General features: G+C 61.1%; 24 protein-coding genes. 19 read left to right on the top strand and 5 right to left on the bottom strand.

Features of this window, described 5'->3' with window-relative positions:
• The first annotated feature begins 50 nt into the window (after positions 1-50).
• Positions 51-254, top strand: coding sequence for a cold-shock protein (locus ABDB84_RS11010; RefSeq protein ID WP_345919777.1), 204 nt, complete (start codon positions 51-53; stop codon positions 252-254).
• Positions 255-324: 70 nt separating this feature from the next.
• Here ABDB84_RS11010 and thrC read toward each other — a convergent pair whose 3' ends face one another.
• Genes thrC through ABDB84_RS10995 form a run of 3 tightly spaced genes read right to left on the bottom strand, consistent with a single transcriptional unit; the run spans position 325 to position 4,385 of the window.
• A complete protein-coding gene (thrC, locus tag ABDB84_RS11005; protein WP_345919956.1) occupies positions 325-1,752 on the bottom strand; it encodes a threonine synthase in 1,428 nt (475 codons plus the stop codon).
• An 8-nt stretch (positions 1,753-1,760) separates the two neighbouring features.
• On the bottom strand, positions 1,761-3,071 hold the full coding sequence (locus ABDB84_RS11000) for a homoserine dehydrogenase (protein WP_345919776.1): 1,311 nt from the start codon (positions 3,069-3,071) through the stop codon (positions 1,761-1,763).
• Between the two features lie 36 nt (positions 3,072-3,107).
• Positions 3,108-4,385 (bottom strand): pyridoxal phosphate-dependent aminotransferase, encoded by a 1,278-nt coding sequence (locus ABDB84_RS10995; RefSeq protein ID WP_345919775.1) that lies wholly within the window; start codon positions 4,383-4,385, stop codon positions 3,108-3,110.
• A gap of 103 nt (positions 4,386-4,488) precedes the next feature.
• Between ABDB84_RS10995 and ABDB84_RS10990 the strand changes: the two genes are divergently transcribed.
• From ABDB84_RS10990 to ABDB84_RS10975, 4 genes are all read left to right on the top strand, one after another.
• Positions 4,489-4,869: an Mth938-like domain-containing protein gene (locus tag ABDB84_RS10990; protein WP_345919774.1), complete on the top strand. Its 381-nt coding sequence runs from the start codon at positions 4,489-4,491 to the stop codon at positions 4,867-4,869.
• A gap of 120 nt (positions 4,870-4,989) precedes the next feature.
• Entirely contained in the window at positions 4,990-5,445 is a 456-nt protein-coding gene (locus ABDB84_RS10985; RefSeq protein ID WP_345919773.1) for a peroxiredoxin, read from the top strand.
• Positions 5,446-5,522: 77 nt separating this feature from the next.
• Entirely contained in the window at positions 5,523-6,980 is a 1,458-nt protein-coding gene (locus ABDB84_RS10980) for a PhoH family protein (RefSeq protein ID WP_345919772.1), read from the top strand.
• 121 nt (positions 6,981-7,101) lie between these two features.
• Positions 7,102-7,683 carry a C40 family peptidase gene (locus tag ABDB84_RS10975; RefSeq protein WP_345919771.1) on the top strand — a complete coding sequence of 194 codons (582 nt, stop codon included), beginning with the start codon at positions 7,102-7,104 and terminating at the stop codon, positions 7,681-7,683.
• Positions 7,684-7,694: 11 nt separating this feature from the next.
• Here the strand turns inward: ABDB84_RS10975 and ABDB84_RS10970 are convergent, their stop codons facing one another.
• A complete protein-coding gene (locus ABDB84_RS10970) occupies positions 7,695-9,200 on the bottom strand; it encodes a sigma-54-dependent transcriptional regulator (RefSeq protein ID WP_345919770.1) in 1,506 nt (501 codons plus the stop codon).
• A gap of 179 nt (positions 9,201-9,379) precedes the next feature.
• On the opposite strand from ABDB84_RS10970, the gene ABDB84_RS10965 reads away from it, so the two are divergent.
• From ABDB84_RS10965 to hisD, 11 genes are all read left to right on the top strand, one after another.
• Complete coding sequence (locus ABDB84_RS10965) at positions 9,380-10,207, top strand: ABC transporter ATP-binding protein (protein WP_345919769.1); 828 nt, start codon at positions 9,380-9,382, stop codon at positions 10,205-10,207.
• Positions 10,200-10,991: a lipid asymmetry maintenance ABC transporter permease subunit MlaE gene (gene mlaE / locus ABDB84_RS10960; protein ID WP_345919768.1), complete on the top strand. Its 792-nt coding sequence runs from the start codon at positions 10,200-10,202 to the stop codon at positions 10,989-10,991. The genes ABDB84_RS10965 and mlaE overlap by 8 nt, the downstream gene beginning before the upstream one ends.
• A gap of 1 nt (position 10,992) precedes the next feature.
• On the top strand, positions 10,993-11,463 hold the full coding sequence (gene mlaD, locus ABDB84_RS10955; protein WP_345919767.1) for an outer membrane lipid asymmetry maintenance protein MlaD: 471 nt from the start codon (positions 10,993-10,995) through the stop codon (positions 11,461-11,463).
• Positions 11,464-11,471: 8 nt separating this feature from the next.
• Positions 11,472-12,374 carry an MlaA family lipoprotein gene (locus tag ABDB84_RS10950; RefSeq protein WP_345919766.1) on the top strand — a complete coding sequence of 301 codons (903 nt, stop codon included), beginning with the start codon at positions 11,472-11,474 and terminating at the stop codon, positions 12,372-12,374.
• Positions 12,375-12,384: 10 nt separating this feature from the next.
• Positions 12,385-13,002, top strand: coding sequence for an MlaC/ttg2D family ABC transporter substrate-binding protein (locus tag ABDB84_RS10945; protein ID WP_345919765.1), 618 nt, complete (start codon positions 12,385-12,387; stop codon positions 13,000-13,002).
• Entirely contained in the window at positions 12,999-13,304 is a 306-nt protein-coding gene (locus tag ABDB84_RS10940; RefSeq protein ID WP_345919764.1) for an STAS domain-containing protein, read from the top strand. Before ABDB84_RS10945 ends, ABDB84_RS10940 begins: the two co-directional genes overlap by 4 nt.
• Positions 13,288-14,205, top strand: a complete 918-nt coding sequence (locus ABDB84_RS10935; RefSeq protein WP_345919763.1) for an ABC transporter ATP-binding protein — start codon at positions 13,288-13,290, stop codon at positions 14,203-14,205. The genes ABDB84_RS10940 and ABDB84_RS10935 overlap by 17 nt, the downstream gene beginning before the upstream one ends.
• A 1-nt stretch (position 14,206) precedes the next feature.
• Positions 14,207-14,962, top strand: coding sequence for an ABC transporter permease (locus ABDB84_RS10930; RefSeq protein ID WP_345919762.1), 756 nt, complete (start codon positions 14,207-14,209; stop codon positions 14,960-14,962).
• A 4-nt stretch (positions 14,963-14,966) separates the two neighbouring features.
• Positions 14,967-15,218, top strand: a complete 252-nt coding sequence (locus tag ABDB84_RS10925; RefSeq protein ID WP_345919761.1) for a BolA family protein — start codon at positions 14,967-14,969, stop codon at positions 15,216-15,218.
• Positions 15,219-15,323: 105 nt separating this feature from the next.
• Positions 15,324-15,968 carry an ATP phosphoribosyltransferase gene (gene hisG, locus ABDB84_RS10920; protein WP_345919760.1) on the top strand — a complete coding sequence of 215 codons (645 nt, stop codon included), beginning with the start codon at positions 15,324-15,326 and terminating at the stop codon, positions 15,966-15,968.
• Positions 15,965-17,260, top strand: coding sequence for a histidinol dehydrogenase (hisD, locus tag ABDB84_RS10915; RefSeq protein WP_345919759.1), 1,296 nt, complete (start codon positions 15,965-15,967; stop codon positions 17,258-17,260). The genes hisG and hisD overlap by 4 nt, the downstream gene beginning before the upstream one ends.
• A gap of 78 nt (positions 17,261-17,338) precedes the next feature.
• Here hisD and hisC read toward each other — a convergent pair whose 3' ends face one another.
• Positions 17,339-18,406 carry a histidinol-phosphate transaminase gene (hisC, locus tag ABDB84_RS10910; protein WP_345919758.1) on the bottom strand — a complete coding sequence of 356 codons (1,068 nt, stop codon included), beginning with the start codon at positions 18,404-18,406 and terminating at the stop codon, positions 17,339-17,341.
• Positions 18,407-18,563: 157 nt separating this feature from the next.
• Between hisC and hisB the strand changes: the two genes are divergently transcribed.
• The 3 genes from hisB (at position 18,564) to hisA (ending at position 20,717) form a co-directional block, all read left to right on the top strand.
• The gene (gene hisB, locus ABDB84_RS10905) at positions 18,564-19,151 is read left to right on the top strand and encodes an imidazoleglycerol-phosphate dehydratase HisB (protein WP_345919757.1); all 588 of its coding nucleotides are present in this window, start codon (positions 18,564-18,566) and stop codon (positions 19,149-19,151) included.
• 84 nt (positions 19,152-19,235) lie between these two features.
• Positions 19,236-19,880 (top strand): imidazole glycerol phosphate synthase subunit HisH, encoded by a 645-nt coding sequence (hisH, locus tag ABDB84_RS10900; RefSeq protein WP_345919756.1) that lies wholly within the window; start codon positions 19,236-19,238, stop codon positions 19,878-19,880.
• 90 nt (positions 19,881-19,970) lie between these two features.
• The gene (hisA, locus tag ABDB84_RS10895) at positions 19,971-20,717 is read left to right on the top strand and encodes a 1-(5-phosphoribosyl)-5-[(5-phosphoribosylamino)methylideneamino]imidazole-4-carboxamide isomerase (protein WP_345919755.1); all 747 of its coding nucleotides are present in this window, start codon (positions 19,971-19,973) and stop codon (positions 20,715-20,717) included.
• Positions 20,718-20,751 lie beyond the last annotated feature (34 nt).

The raw sequence follows: 20,751 nt of genomic DNA, 5'->3' as shown, positions 1-20,751 counted from the left end.
TTCGCGGGGGCGCGGGCCCGGTGTTCATCACAGTATGTAAGGAATGTTGTATGGCAACTGGAATCGTCAAGTGGTTCAACGATGCAAAGGGCTATGGCTTCATCACCCCCGATCAAGGTGGCGAAGACCTGTTTGCGCATTTCTCTGAGGTGCAGGGCAGCGGTTTCCGCTCCCTCAAGGAAGGGCAGCGCGTCGAGTTTGAAATCAAGCAAGGCCCCAAGGGGCGCCAGGCTTCCACTATCAAGCCGCTCTGATCCGATCTGATTCTGTAATGCAAAAAGGCCGGCGCATGCGCCGGCCTTTTTATTGCGCCTCGCACCCGGCTCAGGTGTTGGCGACGATGAAATCCTTGACTTGCTGGACGTCGACATCGACCACGGTTGAGCGCTGCGGCAGTGCTTCGATGTTGGCGAAGGCGGCCGGGCGCCAGGGTTTCTGGCCCAGCGCTTCGACGATGGTTTCCTCAAACTTGGTCGGCAGCGCTGTTTCCAGCACGACCAGCGCAGCGCCTGCTTCGCGATGCTCCAGACCCACCTTGAGGCCGTCGGCCGTGTGGGTGTCGATCATCAGCTGGTGTTTTTCCCACACGCGGCGAATCGTCGCGATGCGATCAGCATGACTGCTGCGGCCGGAAACGAAGCCGAATTCCTCGATGCGCGGGAAGTAGGGCGTGTTCGACAGATCGAAGGCGCCGCCTTTGTCCACCGCAGCCCAGAGCTCGCGTACCACCGCCGGATCGCGCCCGACCAGGTCGAAGACGAAGCGCTCAAAGTTCGAGGCCTTGGAAATGTCCATTGACGGGCTGGAGGTCTGATGCGTTTCGGCCGAGCCGCGCGGGCGATAAACACCGCTGCGGAAGAACTCGTCGAGCACGTCGTTCTCGTTGGTGGCGAGGATCAGCTTGCGGATCGGCAGGCCCATCATGCGTGCGATGTGGCCGGCGCAGATGTTGCCGAAGTTGCCCGATGGCACCGAGAAGTCGACCTGTTCGCTATTGGACTTCGTCGCTGCAAAATAGCCCTTGAAGTAGTACACGACCTGCGAGACGACGCGCGCCCAGTTGATCGAATTGACCGTGCCGATGCGGTGCTTGCCCTTGAATGCCAGATCGTTGGAGACGGCCTTGACGATGTCCTGCGCATCATCGAACACGCCGCGCACCGCGAGGTTGAAGATGTTCGGGTCTTGCAGCGAGAACATCTGTGCGGTCTGGAAGGCGCTCATCTTGCCGTAGGGTGAGAGCATGAACACCTTCACGCCGCGCTTGCCGCGCATCGCGTATTCGGCCGAGGAACCCGTGTCGCCCGAGGTCGCGCCGAGGATATTCAGCGTTTCGCCAGACTTGCCCAATGCGTACTCGAACAGGTTGCCAAGCATCTGCATGGCCATGTCCTTGAACGCCAGGGTCGGGCCGTTCGAGAGTTCCTGCAGGAACAGGCCAGGCTCGATCTCGCGCAGCGGCGTGATGTCTTCGGCATTCGAGTCCGGGCGGCCATTGCAATACACGGCAGCCGTGTAAGTCTTGTCGACGAGTGCTTGCAGATCTGCGGCCGGAATGTCATCGGCAAATTTGGACAACACCGCAAAGGCCAGCTCGCGGTAGTTCATGCCGCGCATCGCCGTCAATTCGGCCGCCGTCAGCGTGGGATAGGCGAGCGGCAGCGCCAGGCCGCCGTCTTCCATCAGCCCGCCGAGCAGGATTTGCGTGAAGGACTTTTGCGCAGCCTGGCCGCGCGTCGAGAGGTATTGCATCGGCATGATCAGCTCAGCTCTTCCAGGCGGATGCGCTTGACCGTGCCAACCACGGTGCTCAGCGCTTCGATGCTCGCCAGCGCTGCATTGGCCTGCGCTTCAACAGTGCGGTGAGTGAGCACCACGATGTCGGTTTGCGCTTCGCCTTCGCCCGGCTCCTTCTGCAGCATGGCGTCGATCGAGATGGCGTTGTCGGCGAGGATGCGTGTGATGTCGGCGAGCACGCCCGGCTTGTCTTCGACACGCATGCGCAGGTAGTAGGCCGTTTCGATCTGCTCGATCGGCAGGATAGTCAGGTCGGCCAGCTGATCGGCCTGGAAGGCCAGGTGCGGAACGCGGTTTTCCGGGTCGGCGGTGGCCAGGCGCGTCACGTCGACGAGGTCGGCGATCACCGCGGAGGCGGTCGGCTCGGCGCCGGCACCCTTGCCGTAGTAGAGCGTGGCGCCGACAGCGTCGCCTTGCACCAGCACGGCATTCATCGCGCCTTCGACATTGGCGATCAGGCGCTTGGCGGGGATCAGGGTCGGGTGCACGCGCAGCTCGACGCCGTGGTCACGGCGTTTGGCGATGCCCAGCAGCTTGATGCGGTAGCCCAGCTGTTCGGCGTATTTGATGTCGGTCGCTTCCAGCTTGGTAATGCCTTCAACATAGGCTTTGTCGAATTGCACCGGAATGCCGAAGGCGATGGCCGACATCAGGGTGGCCTTGTGCGCGGCATCCACGCCTTCGATGTCGAAGGTCGGATCGGCTTCGGCGTAGCCCAGGGCTTGCGCTTGCTTGAGCACCTCGGCAAAGGGCAGGCCCTTGTCGCGCATCTCGGAGAGAATGAAGTTGGTGGTGCCGTTGATGATGCCGGCGATCCACTGGATGCGGTTGGCCGACAGGCCTTCGCGCAGCGCCTTGATGATCGGAATGCCGCCGGCAACCGCGGCTTCAAAGGCGACCATCACGCCCTTGGCTTGCGCCGCGGCGAAGATCTCGGTGCCATGTACGGCCAGCAGTGCCTTGTTGGCGGTGACGACGTGCTTGCCGTTCTCGATGGCCGCGAGGACCAGTTCCTTGGCCACGGTGTAGCCGCCGATCAGCTCGACGACGATGTCGATCTCCGGATCGCGCACCAGCTCGAAGGCGTCGGCGGTGACGCGTGCGGCGCCGCCGGTGACGCTGCGGGCGAGCTCGACATTGCGGTCAGCCACCGTGGTGATGCGGATCGGGCGACCTGCGCGACGGGTGATTTCTTCTGCATTGCGCGAGAGCACCGTCCAGGTGCCACCGCCGACGGTGCCGATGCCGAGTAGGCCTACATTGATTGGTTTCATGCTGTTTTTCTGAGTGTGGGCAATAAGTGATGGATTTCAGGTGCCGTGGCGTTTGCGGTACGACTCCAGGAAGCGGGCGATGCGGCCGATGGCTTCGCGCAGATCGTCCTCATGCGGCAGGAAGACGACGCGGAAGTGGTCCGGCTTCTTCCAGTTGAAGCCGGTGCCTTGCACCAGCAGCACGCGTTCGGCCTCCAGCAGTTCGAGGATGAATTGCTGGTCGTCCTCGATCGGGTAGATCGCCGGGTCGAGCTTGGGGAACAGGTACAGCGCCGCTTGCGGCTTGACACAGCTGACGCCGGGAATGGCGTTGAGCAATTCATAGGCGAGGTCGCGCTGGCGACGCAGGCGGCCGCCGGGTTTGACCAGATCATTGATGCTCTGGTAGCCACCCAGCGCGGTCTGGATCGCCAGCTGGCCCGGCGTGTTGGCGCACAGGCGCATCGAGGCGAGCATGTTGAGGCCTTCGATGTAATCGCGGGCATAGCGCTTGTCGCCGGAAACGATCATCCAGCCCGAGCGGTAGCCACAGGACCGGTAGTTCTTCGACAGGCCGTTGAAAGTGAGGAACAGTACGTCGTCGGCCAGCGAAGCGATGCTGACGTGTTCGGCATCGTCGTACAGCGTCTTGTCATAGATCTCGTCGGCGAAGATGATCAGCTGGTGCTCGCGCGCCACCTGCACGATCTGTTCGAGCACTTCACGCGGGTACAGCGCGCCGGTCGGATTGTTGGGGTTGATGACGACGATGGCACGCGTATTCGGCGTGATCTTGCTGCGCATGTCGGCAATATCGGGCATCCAGCCGACCGATTCATCACAGATGTAATGCACCGGCGTGCCGGTCGACAGCGCCACTGCGGCGGTATAGAGCGGGTAGTCGGGCGCCGGGATCAGCACTTCGTCGCCCGGATTGAGCAGGGCGTTCATGCTCATCACGATCAGCTCGGAGGCGCCATTGCCCAGATAGATGTCGTCGATGGTGACGTTGGCGATCCCCTTTTGCTGGGTGTAATGCATGATCGCCTTGCGCGGCGCGAACAAGCCCTTGGAGTCGGTGTAACCGGCGGAGTCGGGCAGGTTGCGGATCATGTCGCGCACGATCTCTTCGGGCGGCTCAAGGCCGAACACGGCGACATTGCCGATGTTCAGCTTGATGATGCGCTGGCCTTCGTCTTCCATCTGGCGCGCTCGCTCGAGCACAGGACCGCGGATGTCGTAACAGACATTGGCCAGCTTGGCCGACTTGGCGATCATCTTGTTCTTGGGATCAAAGGCGGGCGTGGCAACGCGCAAAGTGCTTCCGTGCTTCATGATGGACTCCCCCGGCAATCTGCCGAGACTGAAAAGCCCCGGGCGTCGAAACCCGAGGCGTGAAAACGCTTATGATAACAAGCCCCCATCTTGAATCCCACCCATGAAGCTCTATCGCGACGAGGTTTCCGACCTGCAACTGGTGACAAGCTACGACGCCACGCACCTGGGCATCAATCGTGAGTCTTACACGGCCAGTCTGATCGTGATGCCTGACAAACTGGTGACAGGCTGGGCGCCGGGCGGTTTCGACGCCTTGACGGCAGCGGATTTCCAGCAGATTCGCGCGCTCGACCCGGCGCTGGTGCTGATCGGCACCGGCGCACGCCAGCGCTTTCCCAAGCCAGCCTTGCTGCGCGCGCTGATTGAGGCGCAGATCGGTTATGAAGTCATGGATACCGGCTCGGCGTGTCGCACCTACAACATCCTGGCTTCCGAAGGTCGCGTCGTCGCGGCCGCCTTGCTGCTCGACGCGCAGGCTTGAAAGCAGCTCGCAGCGCTCGGCAAGTTGTTGATCGGGCCTATCAGTATGCCACTGCCGGGGGCTGTTGCGGGCGACGCGGAATCTGTTTAGGCTGACTCCATACAAGCACTAGGAGTTTTCATGCTGGGCAAGAGCGTTCCTGATTTTTCCGTAGCCGCCACCAGTGGCCAGACCGTCACCTTGTCGGCGCTGCGCGGTCAAACTGTCATCCTGTACTTCTATCCGAAAGACAATACGCCGGGCTGTACCACCGAGGGCCAGGACTTCACCGCACTCAATGCCGAGTTTACGGCGGCCGGCGCGGTCATCTTTGGTATTTCGCGCGATAGCGTGAAGTCGCACGAGGGCTTCAAGGCCAAGCTGTGCATGCCCTTCGAGCTGCTCTCGGATAGTGACGAGGCACTCTGCAAGCTGTTCGACGTGATCAAGCTGAAGAACATGTACGGCAAACAGGTGCTGGGCATCGAGCGCAGCACCTTCGTCATCGACAAGGACGGCAAGCTGGTGCGCGAATGGCGCAAGGTCAAGGTGGCGGGACACGCGAAGGAGGTGCTGGATTTCGTCAAAACCCTTTAAGCGCACATGTCCTCACCGCAAGCGCCGCACACAGACGCCGGCGCTCACCGAACAACGGATTAATCGAAACGAGAGATATGGCTACGAATAAGCGCAACTCCGCCGAGCGCAACCACGCTGGCGCCAAGGCAGACTCTGCCTCGAACACCAAGCTGTTCGTTCTCGACACCAATGTGCTGATGCACGACCCGACCAGTCTTTATCGCTTCGAAGAGCACGATATCTACGTGCCGATCATGACGCTCGAAGAGCTCGACAACAACAAGAAGGGCATGTCGGAAGTCTCGCGCAATGCGCGCCAGGCCAGCCGCATGATGGACGAGATCGTCTCGGCCTTCCCGAACGGGATCGACGAAGGCATTCCGCTCAGCGGACCGTCCAAGGAGCTGGCCAGCGGCAAGCTGTTCCTGCAGACCGAGGCGATTGATCCGACCCTGCCGGCTGGCGTGCCGACGGCCAAGGCCGACAACCAGATCCTCGCGGTGGTGATGTTCCTCAGCCAGCGCTTTGCTGATCGCTCGGTGATCCTGGTTTCCAAGGACATCAATATGCGCATCAAGGCCCGCGCGCTGGGCCTCGAAGCGCAGGACTACTTCAACGACAAGGTGCTGGAAGATACCGATCTTCTTTACACCGGCATGCGTGAGCTCCCCGACGATTTCTGGGAGACGCACGGCAAGGAGATGGAGTCCTGGAAGGAAAACGGCCGCACCTATTTCAAGGTCAAGGGCCCGCTGTGTGCCGATATGTCGGTCAACGAGCTGGTCTTTCAGGATGGTGACAAGCCGCTGCACGCTATCATCAAGCAGCGCAGCGGCCCGACTGCGGTATTCGAGACCCTGATCGACTACGGGCACCAGAAAAACAATGTCTGGGGCATCGTCGCGCGCAATCGCGAGCAGAATTTTGCGCTCAACCTGCTGATGAATCCCGAGGTCGACTTCATCACCTTGCTGGGTCAGGCCGGTACCGGCAAAACCCTGCTGACCCTGGCGGCCGGGCTCACGCAAGTGCTGGAAACCAAGCGCTACTCCGAGATCATCATGACCCGCGTGACCGTGCCGGTTGGCGAGGACATCGGCTTCCTGCCGGGCACTGAGGAAGAGAAGATGGCGCCGTGGATGGGCGCGCTCGAAGACAATCTGGATGTGCTCAATGGCGGCGCGGAAGAGGGCGGCGGTTATGGCGGTGAATGGGGTCGGGCGGCAACGCGCGACCTGATCCGCACGCGCATCAAGGTCAAGTCGCTCAACTTCATGCGCGGTCGCACCTTCATCAACAAGTTCCTGATCATCGATGAAGCGCAGAACCTCACGCCCAAGCAGATGAAGACCCTGATCACCCGTGCCGGACCCGGCACCAAGGTGATCTGTCTGGGCAATATTGCGCAGATCGATACGCCTTACCTCACCGAAGGCAGTTCGGGTCTGACCTATGTCGTCGATCGTTTCAAGGGCTGGCCGCATAGCGGGCATATCACTTTGCAGCGCGGTGAGCGTTCGCGTCTGGCTGATCACGCCGCCGAGATCTTGTAAGCGGCCGCTCGGCAGAGGCTTGCCGGGCGGGCTTCACGCTCGTCCGGCAAATGCCTACTTTGGCCTTCTCGTTTGTCCGACCGGGTTTACCTCCAGGCCGTGTACGACTATAGTGCGGCCTATGCTACGCAAGATCTTCCTTGTTATCTGTCTGAGCAGTCTGTCTGCCGGCGCACTTTGCGCTGACGAGACCCCTGCCCAGCCGGCCCAGCCCAACATCGTTCAGCGCTATGTGCTCGGCGCGCGCGATGTCTATACGGCGACGCGTAGCGGCGTTGAAAACCTGTTCGACAAAGGTTTTTCCTTCCTTGGCATTCGTTACCGCATGGGTGGCGATGGTCCGGCCGATGGCGGTTTCGACTGCAGCGGTCTGGTGCGCCGCGTTTTTGGTGATGCCTTGGGGTTGAATCTGCCGCGCACGGCGGCCGAGATGGCCAAGCTGGGTGATCGCATCAATAAGGAAGAGCTCAAACCCGGTGATCTGGTGTTCTTCAACACCATGCGCCGCGCGTTTTCGCATGTCGGCATCTATCTGGGTGAAAACCGTTTCCTGCATGCTCCCGCCTCGGGTGGGGTGGTGCGTGTCGAAAACATGGATAGCGAGTACTGGGTCAAGCGCTTCAATGGCGCTCGCCGCCTGATGTCCGAAGCCCAAGCGGCTCAGCCTGCCGTGATGGCCACGCCGCGCGACTCGCGCCCCTGACCCCTTCCTGATCAGTTGCCGCCCGGCGCTGGTCCTTCTGTGTTATTCCCGAAACTTGCGCCATTGCGCTCCAGTGTCTCGATGCGGTTGTAGAGCGTCGAGCGATTGATGCCCAGCAGTTTGGCAGCGAGGCTCATATTGCCGCGGCTTTTCTGCAAGGCGGCTGCGATGTAGTCGCGTTCTATCTGGCGTAATATCGCCGGCAGGCTGAGACCTCCTTCGAGCGCCGATATCTCCGGCTGTCCCACCGGCAGCTCCTTGAGCGATGGAAGGGTGGCAGTGCTGGTCGTCGAGATCTGTTCCTCCGGTGCAGTGTCCTGATCGCTTTCGAGTTCCTCTTTCAGTGCGGCCTCGCCGACAATTTGGCCGGCGTAGCGGGTCAGCATGCGGATGACGATATTGCGCAGCTCGCGTACATTTCCGGGAAAGTCATAGGCCAGCCAGCTGCGCATGGCTTCGGGGCTGAGCCTGAAAGGCTGGGTGTTCATCTGTGCGCTGTAGTACTGGAGGTAGTGCTCCAGTAGTAGTGCGCGGTCGTTGCCGGTGTCGCGCAAAGGCGGTATGCGTACGCGCAGCACCGAGAGGCGGTGGAATAGATCGGCGCGGAAGCGGCCCGCTTGGACCTCGCGCTGCAGATTGCGATTGGTGGCCGCCAGGATGCGCGCCCGTACCCGGTGGCTGCGGGTTTCGCCCACGCGCTGGTATTCGCCGTTTTCGAGTGCGCGCAAAAGTTTGGGTTGCAGCTCCAGCGGCAATTCACCGATCTCGTCGAGAAACAGGGTGCCTTCGCCAGCTTCCTCAAAATAGCCCGCCTGGGCACTTTGTGCGCCAGTAAAGGCGCCGCGCACATGACCGAACAGGGTCGATTCAATCAGTCCAGGTGAAATCGCCGCGCAGTTGAGGGCAATGAAGCTCTGCGGGACTTTGCTCGCCGCGGTGGAGAGCTCATGCAGGGCTTGGGCTACCATTTCCTTGCCGACGCCCGACTCGCCCTCGATCAGGACCGGGAAGCGGGATTGCGCCAAGCCTTGCAGCAAGGTTTTGGTCTTGGCGATGGCGGGGCTCTCGCCGATGATGCGCGAGAGCGCCGTATCCTTGTGATGCGCACGGGCCTTGTCGCGTGATTGCAATGCGTGCCATAGAGCTTGGCGCAGCGTGCTGAGTTGTACGGGCTTGACCAGAAACTCGAGCGCGCCCAGGGTGCGTGCTTGCCGTGCGTAGCTCTCTTCGTCACGCCCTGAAAACACGATGATTTTGCAGTCAGGGTCGAGTGCCAGCAGTTCGCTGATCAGTGCGAAGCCTTCGTCCGGATAGTTGCGCTGCGGTGGCAGGCCAAGGTCGATCAGAGCCAGTTGTGCCAGTTGCTGGGACGTGCGCAGCAGCGCGATGGCGTCGGCGCGATTACCCGCTTTTACGATTTCAAAATCCTCGGCCAGAAGGCTGCTCAAAGTGTCGATGATGAGCGGGTCGTCGTCGACGAGAAGCAGGCGTGGCCTGGGTTTGGCAAGAGAGCTCATGAAGTTTGGCCGTGGATTGTGGTGTGGACGACAAGCTTCCTGGTTAGGCAGTTTAATCGCATTCACTCACGCATCTCAGGGCCCAAACGGGCAGCGTGTTATGATTGTCCCGGGCTTGTGTGCGCGGATGGGTTTTGCCACACAGGCGTTCAATCATCAGTAAGGACAAGAGATTCATTTTGAATAATCCGGCTCAGGATTCATCGGTTCCGATTGAGGTCCGTGATCTGCGTTTTGGCTACGGCGCGCGACAGATCCTGCACGGGGTCAATCTGTCGGTGCCGCGTGGCAAGGTGGTGGCCATCATGGGTGGCTCTGGATGCGGCAAAACGACCTTGCTGCGTCTGATCGGCGGACAGCTCAAACCCAAATCTGGCGGTGTGAATGTGTTTGGCGAGCGTATCGACCAGCTCGATCGCGATGGCCTGTATCGGCTGCGTCGGCGCATGGGCATGTTGTTCCAGTTCGGCGCTTTGTTCACCGACAGCACGGTGTTCGACAATGTTGCGTTTCCGCTGCGCGAGCACACGGATCTGCCTGAAGAAGTCATCCGCGATCTGGTGCTCATGAAGCTCCACGCTGTGGGTTTGCGGGGCGCTGCCCAGCTCAAGCCCAGCGAGCTCTCCGGCGGGATGGCGCGGCGCGTGGCGCTGGCGCGCACGGTGGCGCTGGACCCACAGGTGATCATGTACGACGAGCCCTTTGCTGGTCTCGATCCCATCTCGCTGGGGGTGATCGGGCAGCTGATCCGCCGTCTCAATGATGCGCTGGGAGCTAGCTCCATCGTCGTTACCCACGATGTGCAGGAGTCTTTGCAGATCGTCGATTACATCTACTTCCTGTCTGAAGGCAAGGTGGTTGCCGAGGGGACGCCGGATGAGATCCGCGCATCCACCGATCCCTGGGTGCATCAGTTCGTGTGGGCCGAGGTGGATGGGCCGGTGCCGTTCCAGTATCCCTCGCGCCGCCCGTATGCGGATGCCTTGCTCGGAGATAGCCATGTTTAGTGGTTTGCGTGGTTTTTTCACCGAATTCGGCTCGCGCGTGGTCAATGGCATATGGCGTCTTGGTTATGCCATGCGCTTCTTTGCCAGCATCTTGCTGCTCTCGGGTACGAGCTTTCGCCGTATTCATCTGACACTGCGCGAGATCTACTTCTCGGGCACCTTGTCGCTGATCATCATCCTCGTCTCCGGCCTGTTTGTCGGCATGGTGCTTGGCCTGCAAGGCTATGACACCTTGCAGCGCTACGGTTCGGAAGAAGCGCTGGGTGTGCTGGTCGCTTTGTCGCTGGTGCGTGAGCTGGGGCCGGTGGTCGCAGGCTTGCTGTTCGCCAGTCGCGCAGGCTCAGCCATCACGGCAGAAATCGGCCTGATGAAGGCGACCGAGCAACTCGATGCCATGGACATGATGGCGGTCAACCCTATTGCACGTGTTGTGGCACCACGTTTCTGGGGCGGCGTCATTTCGATGCCTTTGCTGGCGGCGATGTTCTCGGCGATGGGCGTGCTGGGCGGCTTTCTGGTCGGCGTTGTGCTGATTGGCGTAGACTCTGGTTCGTTCTGGGCGCAGATGCAGGCCTTTGTCGATTTCCGGCGCGACATCCTCAATGGTGTTTTGAAAAGCGTCGTCTTTGGTATCGCCGTATCCCTCATTGCAGTGTTCGAGGGTTACGATTCGGACGCGACGGCAGAAGGGGTCTCGCGCGCAACAACGCGCACGGTCGTGACTTCTTCGCTCGCAATTCTTGGTCTGGACTTCATCCTGACTTCTTTCATGTTCAGAGGCTGACTTGAAGCGCACAACAATTGATCTATGGGTAGGTATTTTCGTGACGCTGGGCGTGGCTGCCCTGGTGTTTCTCGCCTTGAAGGTTGGCAATCTGAGCGGCGCGCAGTTGCAGGATCCGTATCCGCTGGTGGCGAGGTTCGACAACATTGGCGGTCTCAAGGCACGTGCGCCGATCAAGAGCGCGGGTGTGGTGGTGGGGCGTATCGAATCGATCACCCTCAATCCACAGACGTTCCAGGCGGATGTGACGATGCGCATCGACAAGCGCTATAACTTCCCCAAGGACACGTTCGCCACCATCAACACCTCGGGTTTGCTCGGCGAGCAGTACATCGGCCTGGAGCCCGGCGGCGATGAGAACGTGCTCAAGAGCGGTGATGTGATCAAGAAAACACAGTCGGCTGTGGTGCTTGAGAAGCTGATCAGCCAGTTCATGTTCAACAAGGCATCTGAGGGCACGTCCTCCAAGTGAGCGCATACATGCTGTCCTGTCTTTCAAAAATGATTGCTGAAGGACGCCGCGCTGGCGTCTGGTTTGCCTGTGGCGTGTCGCTTTTGCTGGCCGCCTGTGCGACGGGCAGCAACCCGCGTGATCCCTGGGAGGACGCCAACCGTAAGGTGCTGGTGTTCAACCAGAAGGTCGATGCCTGGGTGCTCAAACCGGTCGCTCAGGGTTACGATGCCGTCGCACCGACGCCGGTGCGGATCGGTGTCTCCAATGTCTTCTCCAATGTTGAAGATGTCTGGATCGGCATCAACAACCTCTTGCAAGGCAAGCCGGCGGCTTCCGCCAATGACTTTGGCCGGTTTGCGATCAATCTGACGCTGGGGATTTTCGGCGTCTTCGACGTGGCCAGTGAAATGGGGCTGGACAAGCACGACGAAGACTTCGGCCAGACGCTGGGTGTGTGGGGCGTCAAGGACGGCCCCTTTGTCATGTTGCCTTTTTTCGGCCCTCGTACGTTAAGGGATTCGGGTGCTCTCGTGGTCGATACCCTGGCCAATCCGCTGAGCTACATTCCCGCCATTCCGGTGCGGAACGTTTCGCGTGGATTGAAACTCATAAGTGAGCGGGCAGATCTGTTGTCGGCCGAGAAGGCGCTCGATGATGCGGCGCTGGATTACTACAGCTATCTGCGTGACTTCTATTTGAATCGTCGCAAGAGCCAGATCCGTGATGGTCGGCGCGTGCGTGATGAAGACGAACAGAGCCGCGCCGAGCAACCAACGGTGATCGTCTTCAATGCACAAGACAAGGATGTGGAATTGGGACGCAGCAGATTGTTGTTCGTGGAGCTGGAGCGCAAGGTGTTAGCAGCAGGCGTGCTGCAACAGTCCGAGCTCGCCAGTGACGTGCCCGCGCCTACAACTGAAGCTATTTAAAGGATTTTTCATGCTGAAATTTTTATTGCGTACCGTGATGCTCGCTGCCTTGGCCATTCCGGCTGTTCATGCAGCGGACGAGGCGCCGGACGTCACGATCAAGAATCTGACCTCTGAAGTCATCGACATCGTCAAGACTGACAAGGCCATCCAGGCAGGCGATCAGAAGCGTATCCAGGAAGTCATCGAAACCAAGGTGCTCAAGCATTTTGATTTCAACAAGATGACCGGTTCTGCAGTCGGCCGTAACTGGAACAGCGCAACGCCGGACCAGAAGGCGCAGCTGGCGCGTGAATTCCAGACCTTGCTGGTGCGTAGCTATTCGAACGCGCTGACCCAGTACAAGAACCAGACCATCGACGTCAAACCGCTGAAATCAGCTGCAGGCGAGACCGATGTCACGGTGAAGACCGAAATCAAGCAGCCTGGAACCAAGCCGGTGCCGATCGATTACGACCTCATCAAGCAGGCCGATGGCTGGAAGATCTACGACGTCTACGTGGCGGGTGTGAGCCTGGTGGCTAACTACCGCGACAGCTTCGGTCAGGAAATCAAGGCCAATGGTATTGATGGCCTGATCAAGTCACTGCACGACAAAAACACGGCCAAGCTTGCAGAGAAGAAATGATTACGCAAGGTGAAGCAGGGCGCCTCTTCGTCGAGGGGCCGATCCAGATGGACAGCGTGGCGGCCTTGCTGGACGCCTTGCTGCCGCGCGTCGAGGCGGGCGATGTGCTGCTCGACTTTTCGCGTGTGCCGCATGTCGACTCCTCCAGCCTCGCGCTGTTGCTGAGCTTGCTGCGCAAGGCGCGCGGTGCCCAGCATTCGCTCAAGCTGTGCAGCGCGCCGCCGGCTTTCAATAGCCTCGCGGCCCTTTATGGGGTCGATGGCATCTTCGCAGAACAACTGGCTCATGACGCAGCGGCCTGATGGCGTAGCCATCCAGGTACGGGGAGCGGTCAAGCAGTACGGCAATCTCCATGCACTGGCGGGCGTTGATCTGGAGATCCGGCAAGGCGAGTTTTTCGGCTTGCTGGGCCCCAATGGTGCCGGCAAAACCACCCTGATCACGGCACTCGCCGGTCTTACCCGGCTCAGCGCCGGACACATTGCGGTGATGGGGCATGATGTTGTTGCCGATTACCGCGCGGCGCGGCGTGCACTGGGTGTGGTGCCGCAGGAGCTGGTGTTCGACCCCTTCTTCACGGTGCGCGAGGTTTTGCGCATCCAGTCGGGCTACTTTGGCATCCGCAACAATGATCCCTGGATCGATGAATTGCTGGAGAGTCTGGGCCTGAGCGACAAGGCTTCGGCCAATATGCGTACCTTGTCAGGTGGCATGAAGCGGCGCGTGCTGGTGGCCCAGGCCCTGGTGCACAAGCCGCCGGTGATCGTGCTCGACGAGCCCACGGCCGGCGTCGATGTCGAATTGCGCCAGACCTTGTGGCATTTCATCCGCAAGCTCAATGCTGACGGACACACTGTGGTGCTGACCACGCATTATCTGGAAGAGGCGCAGGAACTCTGTACGCGCATTGCCATGCTCAAGGCTGGGCGGGTGATTGCGCTCGACAGCACGCAGAATATCCTTTCGCGTGTCAGCAGCAAGGCGCTGCACGTGCGCTTGAGTGCCGCACAAGTACTTCCAGCCGCGCTTCAGGCGCGACTGGTTAAACAGGAAGGCCTTGCATATGCCTTCAGCTTTGATCAGGCGGACGAAGTCGAGCCTTTGCTGGCCTTGCTGCGTGGCGCCGGCGCCGACGTTGTGGAGCTCGAAATCAGCAAGCCTGATCTTGAGCAGGCCTTCATCGATCTGGTGAGTGAGCACTGAGGTGATTGCATTCCGTACCCTGCTGTACAAGGAAAGCCTGCGTTTCTGGAAGGTATCGTTCCAGACCGTCGGCGCGCCGGTGCTCACCGCCGTGCTCTACCTGATGATCTTCTCCCACGTGCTCGCCGACCACGTCAAAGTCTATGGCAGCGTGCCTTACACCGACTTCCTGATTCCCGGCCTGGTGATGATGTCGGTGCTGCAGAACGCCTTTGCCAACAGCTCTTCCTCGCTGATCCAGAGCAAGCTGACCGGCAATATCGTGTTCGTCTTGCTGCCGCCGATCTCCTACCGCGAGTTTTTCGCCGCCTATGTGATCGCATCCATGGTGCGCGGCGTGGTCGTCGGTTTCGGTGTCTGGCTGGCGGCGCTGCCCTTTGCGCAAGCCAGTCTTGTGCATCCATTCTGGGTGCTGGCATTCGTCCTGCTTGGCAGTGCCATGATGGGCTCGTTGGGCATTGTGGCGGGGATCTGGGCCGACAAATTCGACCAATTGGCGGGTTTCCAGAACTTCCTGATCATGCCCCTGACGATGCTCTCTGGCGTGTTCTACTCGATTCATTCCTTGCCGGCGTTCTGGCAAGGCGTGTCGCACCTGAACCCTTTTTTCTTCATCATTGACGGATTCCGCTACGGCTTTTTCGGCGTCTCCGACGTGTCGCCCTGGTTCAGCCTGGCTTTCGTGACGATTGCCGCGCTGTTGTTTGCCGGAGCCTGTCTGGAAATGCTGCGTCGCGGATACAAGCTGAGGCACTGACACCATGTTTCCTGCATCTGAAATCAAACGCATGATCGAAGCCGGTCTGCCCTGTGAATTTGTCGCCATTGAAGGCGACGACGGCGTGCACTTCACCGGCATTGTTGTAAGTGGCGAGTTTGAAGGCAAGATGCGCGTTCGCCAGCATCAGGCTGTCTACAGCACCCTGGGCAAGCTGATGGGCAATGAAATCCACGCCCTGCAGCTGACGACCTACACGCCGGCGCAGTGGGAAGAGTTCCAGAAGACGCTCTAATCGCCCCGGGCGGACCGCCGCCGCGCCGCTTTACGGTAATATCCCTGCATCGCGCAAATGCCTCCCGGTATTTGCGCGATGCCCTTTGAACGACGAAAGTACACCGTGACGGGAATTACACTGGCTCTCTCCAAGGGCCGTATCTTTGAGGAAACCTTGCCCCTGCTGGCTGCGGCGGGCATCGAACCGAGCGAGAACCCCGAGTCCTCGCGCAAGCTGATCATCGGCACCAATCGCCCGGATGTGCGTCTGGTCATCGTGCGTGCCACCGACACCCCCACCTATGTGCAGTATGGCGCCGCCGATCTGGGCATCGCCGGCAAGGACGTGCTGCTCGAACATGGCGGTGGTGGGCTGTACCAGCCGCTGGATCTGAACATCGCGCGCTGCCGCATGAGCGTCGCCGTGCCGGCGGGCTTCGATTACGCCGCAGCGGTGCAGCGCGGCGCACGCATCCGCGTGGCGACCAAGTACATCAAGACCGCGCGCGAGCATTTCGCGGCCAAGGGCATGCACGTCGACCTCATCAAGCTGTATGGCTCGATGGAGCTGGCGCCCCTGGTTGGGCTGGCCGATGCCATCGTCGACCTGGTGTCCACTGGCGGCACCTTGCGTGCGAATAATCTGCTGGAAGTCGAGGAGATCATGTCGATCAGCTCGCGTCTGGTAGTCAATCAGGCCGCGCTCAAGCTCAAGCGTGATTTGCTGCAACCCGTGATCGAAGCCTTTGCAGGAGCCATCAAGCCATGATCAATCGACTGGCGACGAGCGACGCGGATTTCCGTCAGCGCCTTGAAGTGCTGCTGGCATTTGAAGCCGCGCTGGATGCCGGCGTGCAGCAAGCGGTCAGCGACATCATCAGCGATGTGCGCGCCCGTGGCGACGCCGCCGTGCTCGACCTCACCAAGCGCTTTGACCGGCTTGACGTCGGCAGCATTGCCGAGCTCGAAGTGCCGCGCGCGGAAATGCAGCGCGCCCTCGACGGCTTGCCGGCCGAGCAGCGCAAGGCGTTGGAAGTCGCCTGCGAGCGCGTGCGCAGCTATCACACACATCAATTGCAGCAGGACTGGGAAATCAGCGAGGCTGACGGCACGCGCCTGGGCCAGCGTGTCACGCCGCTTGATCGCGTCGGCATCTATGTTCCCGGCGGCAAGGCCAGCTACCCGAGTTCGGTGCTGATGAATGCCATGCCGGCCAAGGTCGCGGGCGTTGCCGAGATCATCATGGTGGCGCCGACGCCGGGTGGCGAGCGCAATCAGCTGGTGCTGGCCGCCGCCGCGCTGGCCGGCGTGGATCGCGTGTTCACGATTGGCGGTGCGCAGGCCGTGGCCGCGCTGGCCTACGGAACCGAGAGCATTCCGGCCGTCGACAAGATCGTCGGCCCCGGCAATGCCTATGTCGCCGAAGCCAAGCGCCGCGTGTTTGGCCGCGTCGGCATCGACATGGTGGCGGGCCCGTCGGAAGTGCTGGTGATCTCCGACGCGTCGGGCGATCCGGACTGGGTGGCGATGGACCTCTTCGCGCAAGCTGAGCACGACGAGCGCGCGCAGTCCATCCTGCTGTGTCCGGACGCCGCCTATCTGGCGCGCGTGGAGGAGTCGATTGCCCGTCTGCTGCCGACCATGCCGCGTGCCGAGATCATCGCCGTGTCGCTGCGCGAGCGCGGTGCGCTGATCCAGGTGCGCGATCTGGACGAAGCCTGCGAGATCGCCAACTACATCGCGGCCGAACACCTTGAGTTGTCGGTTGAAGATCCGGAAGCGCTGCTGCCGAAGATTCGCCATGCCGGCGCGATCTTCATCGGCCATTGGTCGGTCGAGGCGCTGGGCGATTATTGTGCGGGTCCGAATCACGTCCTGCCGACCGGGCGCAGTGCGCGCTTCTCCTCGCCGCTGGGTGTGTATGACTTCCAGAAGCGCAGCAGCCTGATCCGCATCTCGCAGGCCGGTGCTGCCGCGCTGGCGCCGGTGGCGGCGACCCTGGCCTACGGCGAAGGCCTGCAGGCGCACGCGCGCTCGGCTGAATATCGCTCAGGGAAGTGACTCGCAGCATCCTGCTTGAATGAAAAACGCCGCGCATTGCGCGGCGTTTTCTTTTGCGGGATCGCCTGAGTGGGCGACTCAGCTGGCCTTGAGGATCTCTTGCAGCGCGCTGACCAGGGTCGCGCATTGTTCCTCGGTACCGATGCTGATGCGCAAATACTGCTCGATACGCGGCAGCTTGAAGTGGCGCACGATGATGCTGCGCTCGCGCAGGCGGGCGGCCAGTTGGCTGGCGTCGTGCTGCGGATGGCGGGTGAAGATGAAGTTGGCCGCCGAGGGCAGGGTGTCGAAGCCCAGCGCCTGCAATTGGCCAATCAGCTGCTCGCGGCTGTCGATCACGCGCTGACGGCAGGTTTCGAAATACGCCTGATCGGCAAAGGCCGCCACGGCGCCGGCGATTGCCAGCCGGTCCAGCGGGTAGGAGTTGAAGCTGTTCTTGACGCGTTCCAGCGCTTCGATCAGCACTGCATTGCCCAGCGCAAAGCCAACCCGCAAACCGGCCAGCGAACGGCTCTTGGAGAGCGTCTGCACGACCAGCAGATTGGGGAGCCGGTCGACCAGGCGCGCCGCCGATTCGCCGCCGAAATCGATGTAGGCCTCGTCGATGACCACCACCACATCGGGCTTGCCCCGCGCCAGGCGTTCAATCTCGGCCAGTGTCAGCAAGCGGCCGGTGGGCGCATTCGGGTTCGGGAAGATGATGGCGCCGCAGTCGCGCGCGAGGTAGTCGTCGACGCGGATCGCGAAATCTTCATCCAGCGCCACGGTCTCGTGCGCGATGTCGTAGAGGCCGCAATACACTGGGTAGAAGCTGTAGCTGATGTCCGGGAAGAGCAGGGGGCGCTGATGCTTGAGCAAGGCCATGAAGACGTGGGCCAGCACTTCGTCCGAGCCATTGCCGACAAAAACCTGATTCGCTTGCAGTGCAAAATGCCCGGCGATGCTGCGCTTGAGCACATCCGCATTGGGGTCGGGGTACAGGCGCAGGCCCTCGTTGGCCTGGGCGGTGATCGCCGCCAGCACCTGCGGCGAGGGGCCGTAGGGATGTTCGTTGGTATTGAGCTTGACCAGATCGGCGAGCTTGGGCTGTTCGCCCGGAACGTAAGGCGTCAGGCGATGAACGAGATCGCTCCAGTAGGCACTCATGCAATGCTTTCTTCAAACGGGGAGGGGTGACAGGCGCGCCCTGGCCGGCCGACACGCGTCGGCGGGCCCGAGTGGCTTGCGGATGTTATTATACGGGCACATCGCCGCGTGCCAGCTGCGCGCGGCCTGATCCATCAATACCGGAAGACCTCCCGCCATGCGGCAAGCTGAAGTTACGCGCAACACCCTGGAAACCCAGATTCATGTGGCGCTCAACCTGGATGGTAGCGGTGTGGCCAAGCTGGCCACGGGCGTGCCGTTTCTCGATCACATGCTGGAGCAGATCGCCCGCCATGGCCTGATCGACCTGCAAGTGGAAGCAAAAGGTGACCTGCACATCGATGCCCACCACACGGTGGAGGATGTCGGCATCACCCTCGGCCAGGCTTTTGCCCAGGCCGTCGGCGACAAGAAGGGCCTGGTGCGCTATGGCTACGCCTATGTGCCCCTTGATGAGGCGCTGTCGCGCGTGGTGGTGGATCTCTCCGGCCGCCCCGGCCTGGAATATCACCTTGAATTCACGCGTGCGATGATTGGCGGTTTTGATGTCGACCTGACACGCGAATTCTTCCAGGGCTTCGTCAATCACGCCCAGGTGACGCTGCACATCGACAATCTGCGTGGCATCAATGCGCACCACCAGTGCGAGACCGTGTTCAAGGCCTTTGGTCGCGCCCTGCGGGCAGCCACCACGCTGGATCCGCGCGCTGCCGGCGTAATTCCGTCGACCAAGGGCGCTCTGTAAAGCGCTTTGGCGGGCACGTTATGTGCTCGCCTGTCCGGGTGTTGAAATCGTGGGCGCTCCGCCCACTTCATGCGTGATGTGAAAATGAAAGTCCTCGTCGTCGATTATGGAATGGGCAACCTGCGCTCGGTTGCCAAGGCTGTCGAGCGCGTTGCGCCGCACGCCCAGGTGGTGGTCAGCGACCAGGCGCAAGCGCTGCGCGATGCGGATCGGGTGATCATCCCCGGCCAGGGCGCGATGCATGACTGCATGCGCGAATTCATGGCGCGTGGTCTGCATGATGCACTGCTCAAGGTCGCCGCTGAAAAGCCTTTTCTGGGCATCTGTGTCGGCATGCAGATGCTCTTCGACCACAGTGAAGAAGGCGACACGCCGGGCCTGGGCATCCTGCCGGGCAGGGTGCGCCGTTTCCCCGCCGACATGTTCGATGCTGCAGGTGTGCCGCTCAAGGTGCCGCACATGGGCTGGAACGAGGTGCTGCCGGTCAAGCCGCATCCGCTGTGGCAGGGCATCGCCGAGCAGGGCACGGCGGGCGAGCGCTTTTATTTCGTGCACAGCTACTACTGTGACCCGGCTGATCAGGCCGCCGTTGCCGCGCGCACCGTCTATGGCCTGCCCTTTACCTGTGCGGTGGCCCAAGCTAATATCGCAGCCATCCAGTTCCACCCGGAAAAGAGTGCGGCTGCAGGTTTGCGCCTGCTTGCCAATTTCATCGATTGGCAGCCCTGAACCGCGAGACTTAGAGCCTGCGACCCGCACGCGCCGACCCGGCGCCCTCCCTGTACTCAAGAATTTCCCAACTCCAGAACGCTCCTCATCATGCTGCTGATTCCTGCCATCGATCTTAAAGACGGACATTGTGTACGCCTGCGCCAGGGCGACATGGAAGATGCCACCGTGTTCTCGGAAGACCCGCGCGCGATGGCGCGTCACTGGGTCGATCAAGGCGGCCGCCGCCTGCATCTGGTCGACCTCAACGGTGCCGTTGCCGGCAAGCCGAAGAATGAATCCGTCATCAAGGCCATCATCGAGGAAGTCGGCGACGAGATTCCCGTGCAACTCGGCGGTGGCATTCGCGATCTCGATACCATCGAGCGCTATCTTGACGATGGCATCAGCTACGTGATCATCGGCACGGCCGCGGTGAAAAACCCCGGTTTCCTGCACGACGCCTGCAGCGCTTTTCCGGGACACATCATCGTCGGGCTCGATGCGCGCGAAGGCAAAGTCGCCGTTGATGGCTGGTCCAAGCTGACCCGTCACGATGTCATCGACCTGGCCAAGAAATTCGAGGACTATGGTGTTGAAGCCATCGTCTACACCGACATCGGCCGTGACGGCATGCTCGGCGGTGTGAATATCGAAGCGACCGTCAAGCTGGCGCAGTCGCTGCGTATTCCGGTCATTGCCAGCGGTGGTGTCACCAATCTGGCCGACATCGATGCGCTGTGCGCGGTTGAAGAGGAAGGCGTCATCGGCGCCATCACCGGCCGTGCGATCTACGAAGGTACGCTGGATTTCGCGGCTGCGCAGGCGCGCGCTGACGAACTCAACGGCGAGGCCTGAAACCCGTTTACGGCCGCTCCGGCCAGGCTTACTG

This window comes from Uliginosibacterium sediminicola (genome assembly GCF_039631295.1).
GTDB lineage: Bacteria > Pseudomonadota > Gammaproteobacteria > Burkholderiales > Rhodocyclaceae > Viridibacterium > Viridibacterium sediminicola.
The sequence above is the reverse complement of the archived record's forward strand: the minus strand, read 5'-3'. Positions and strand labels throughout refer to the sequence as shown.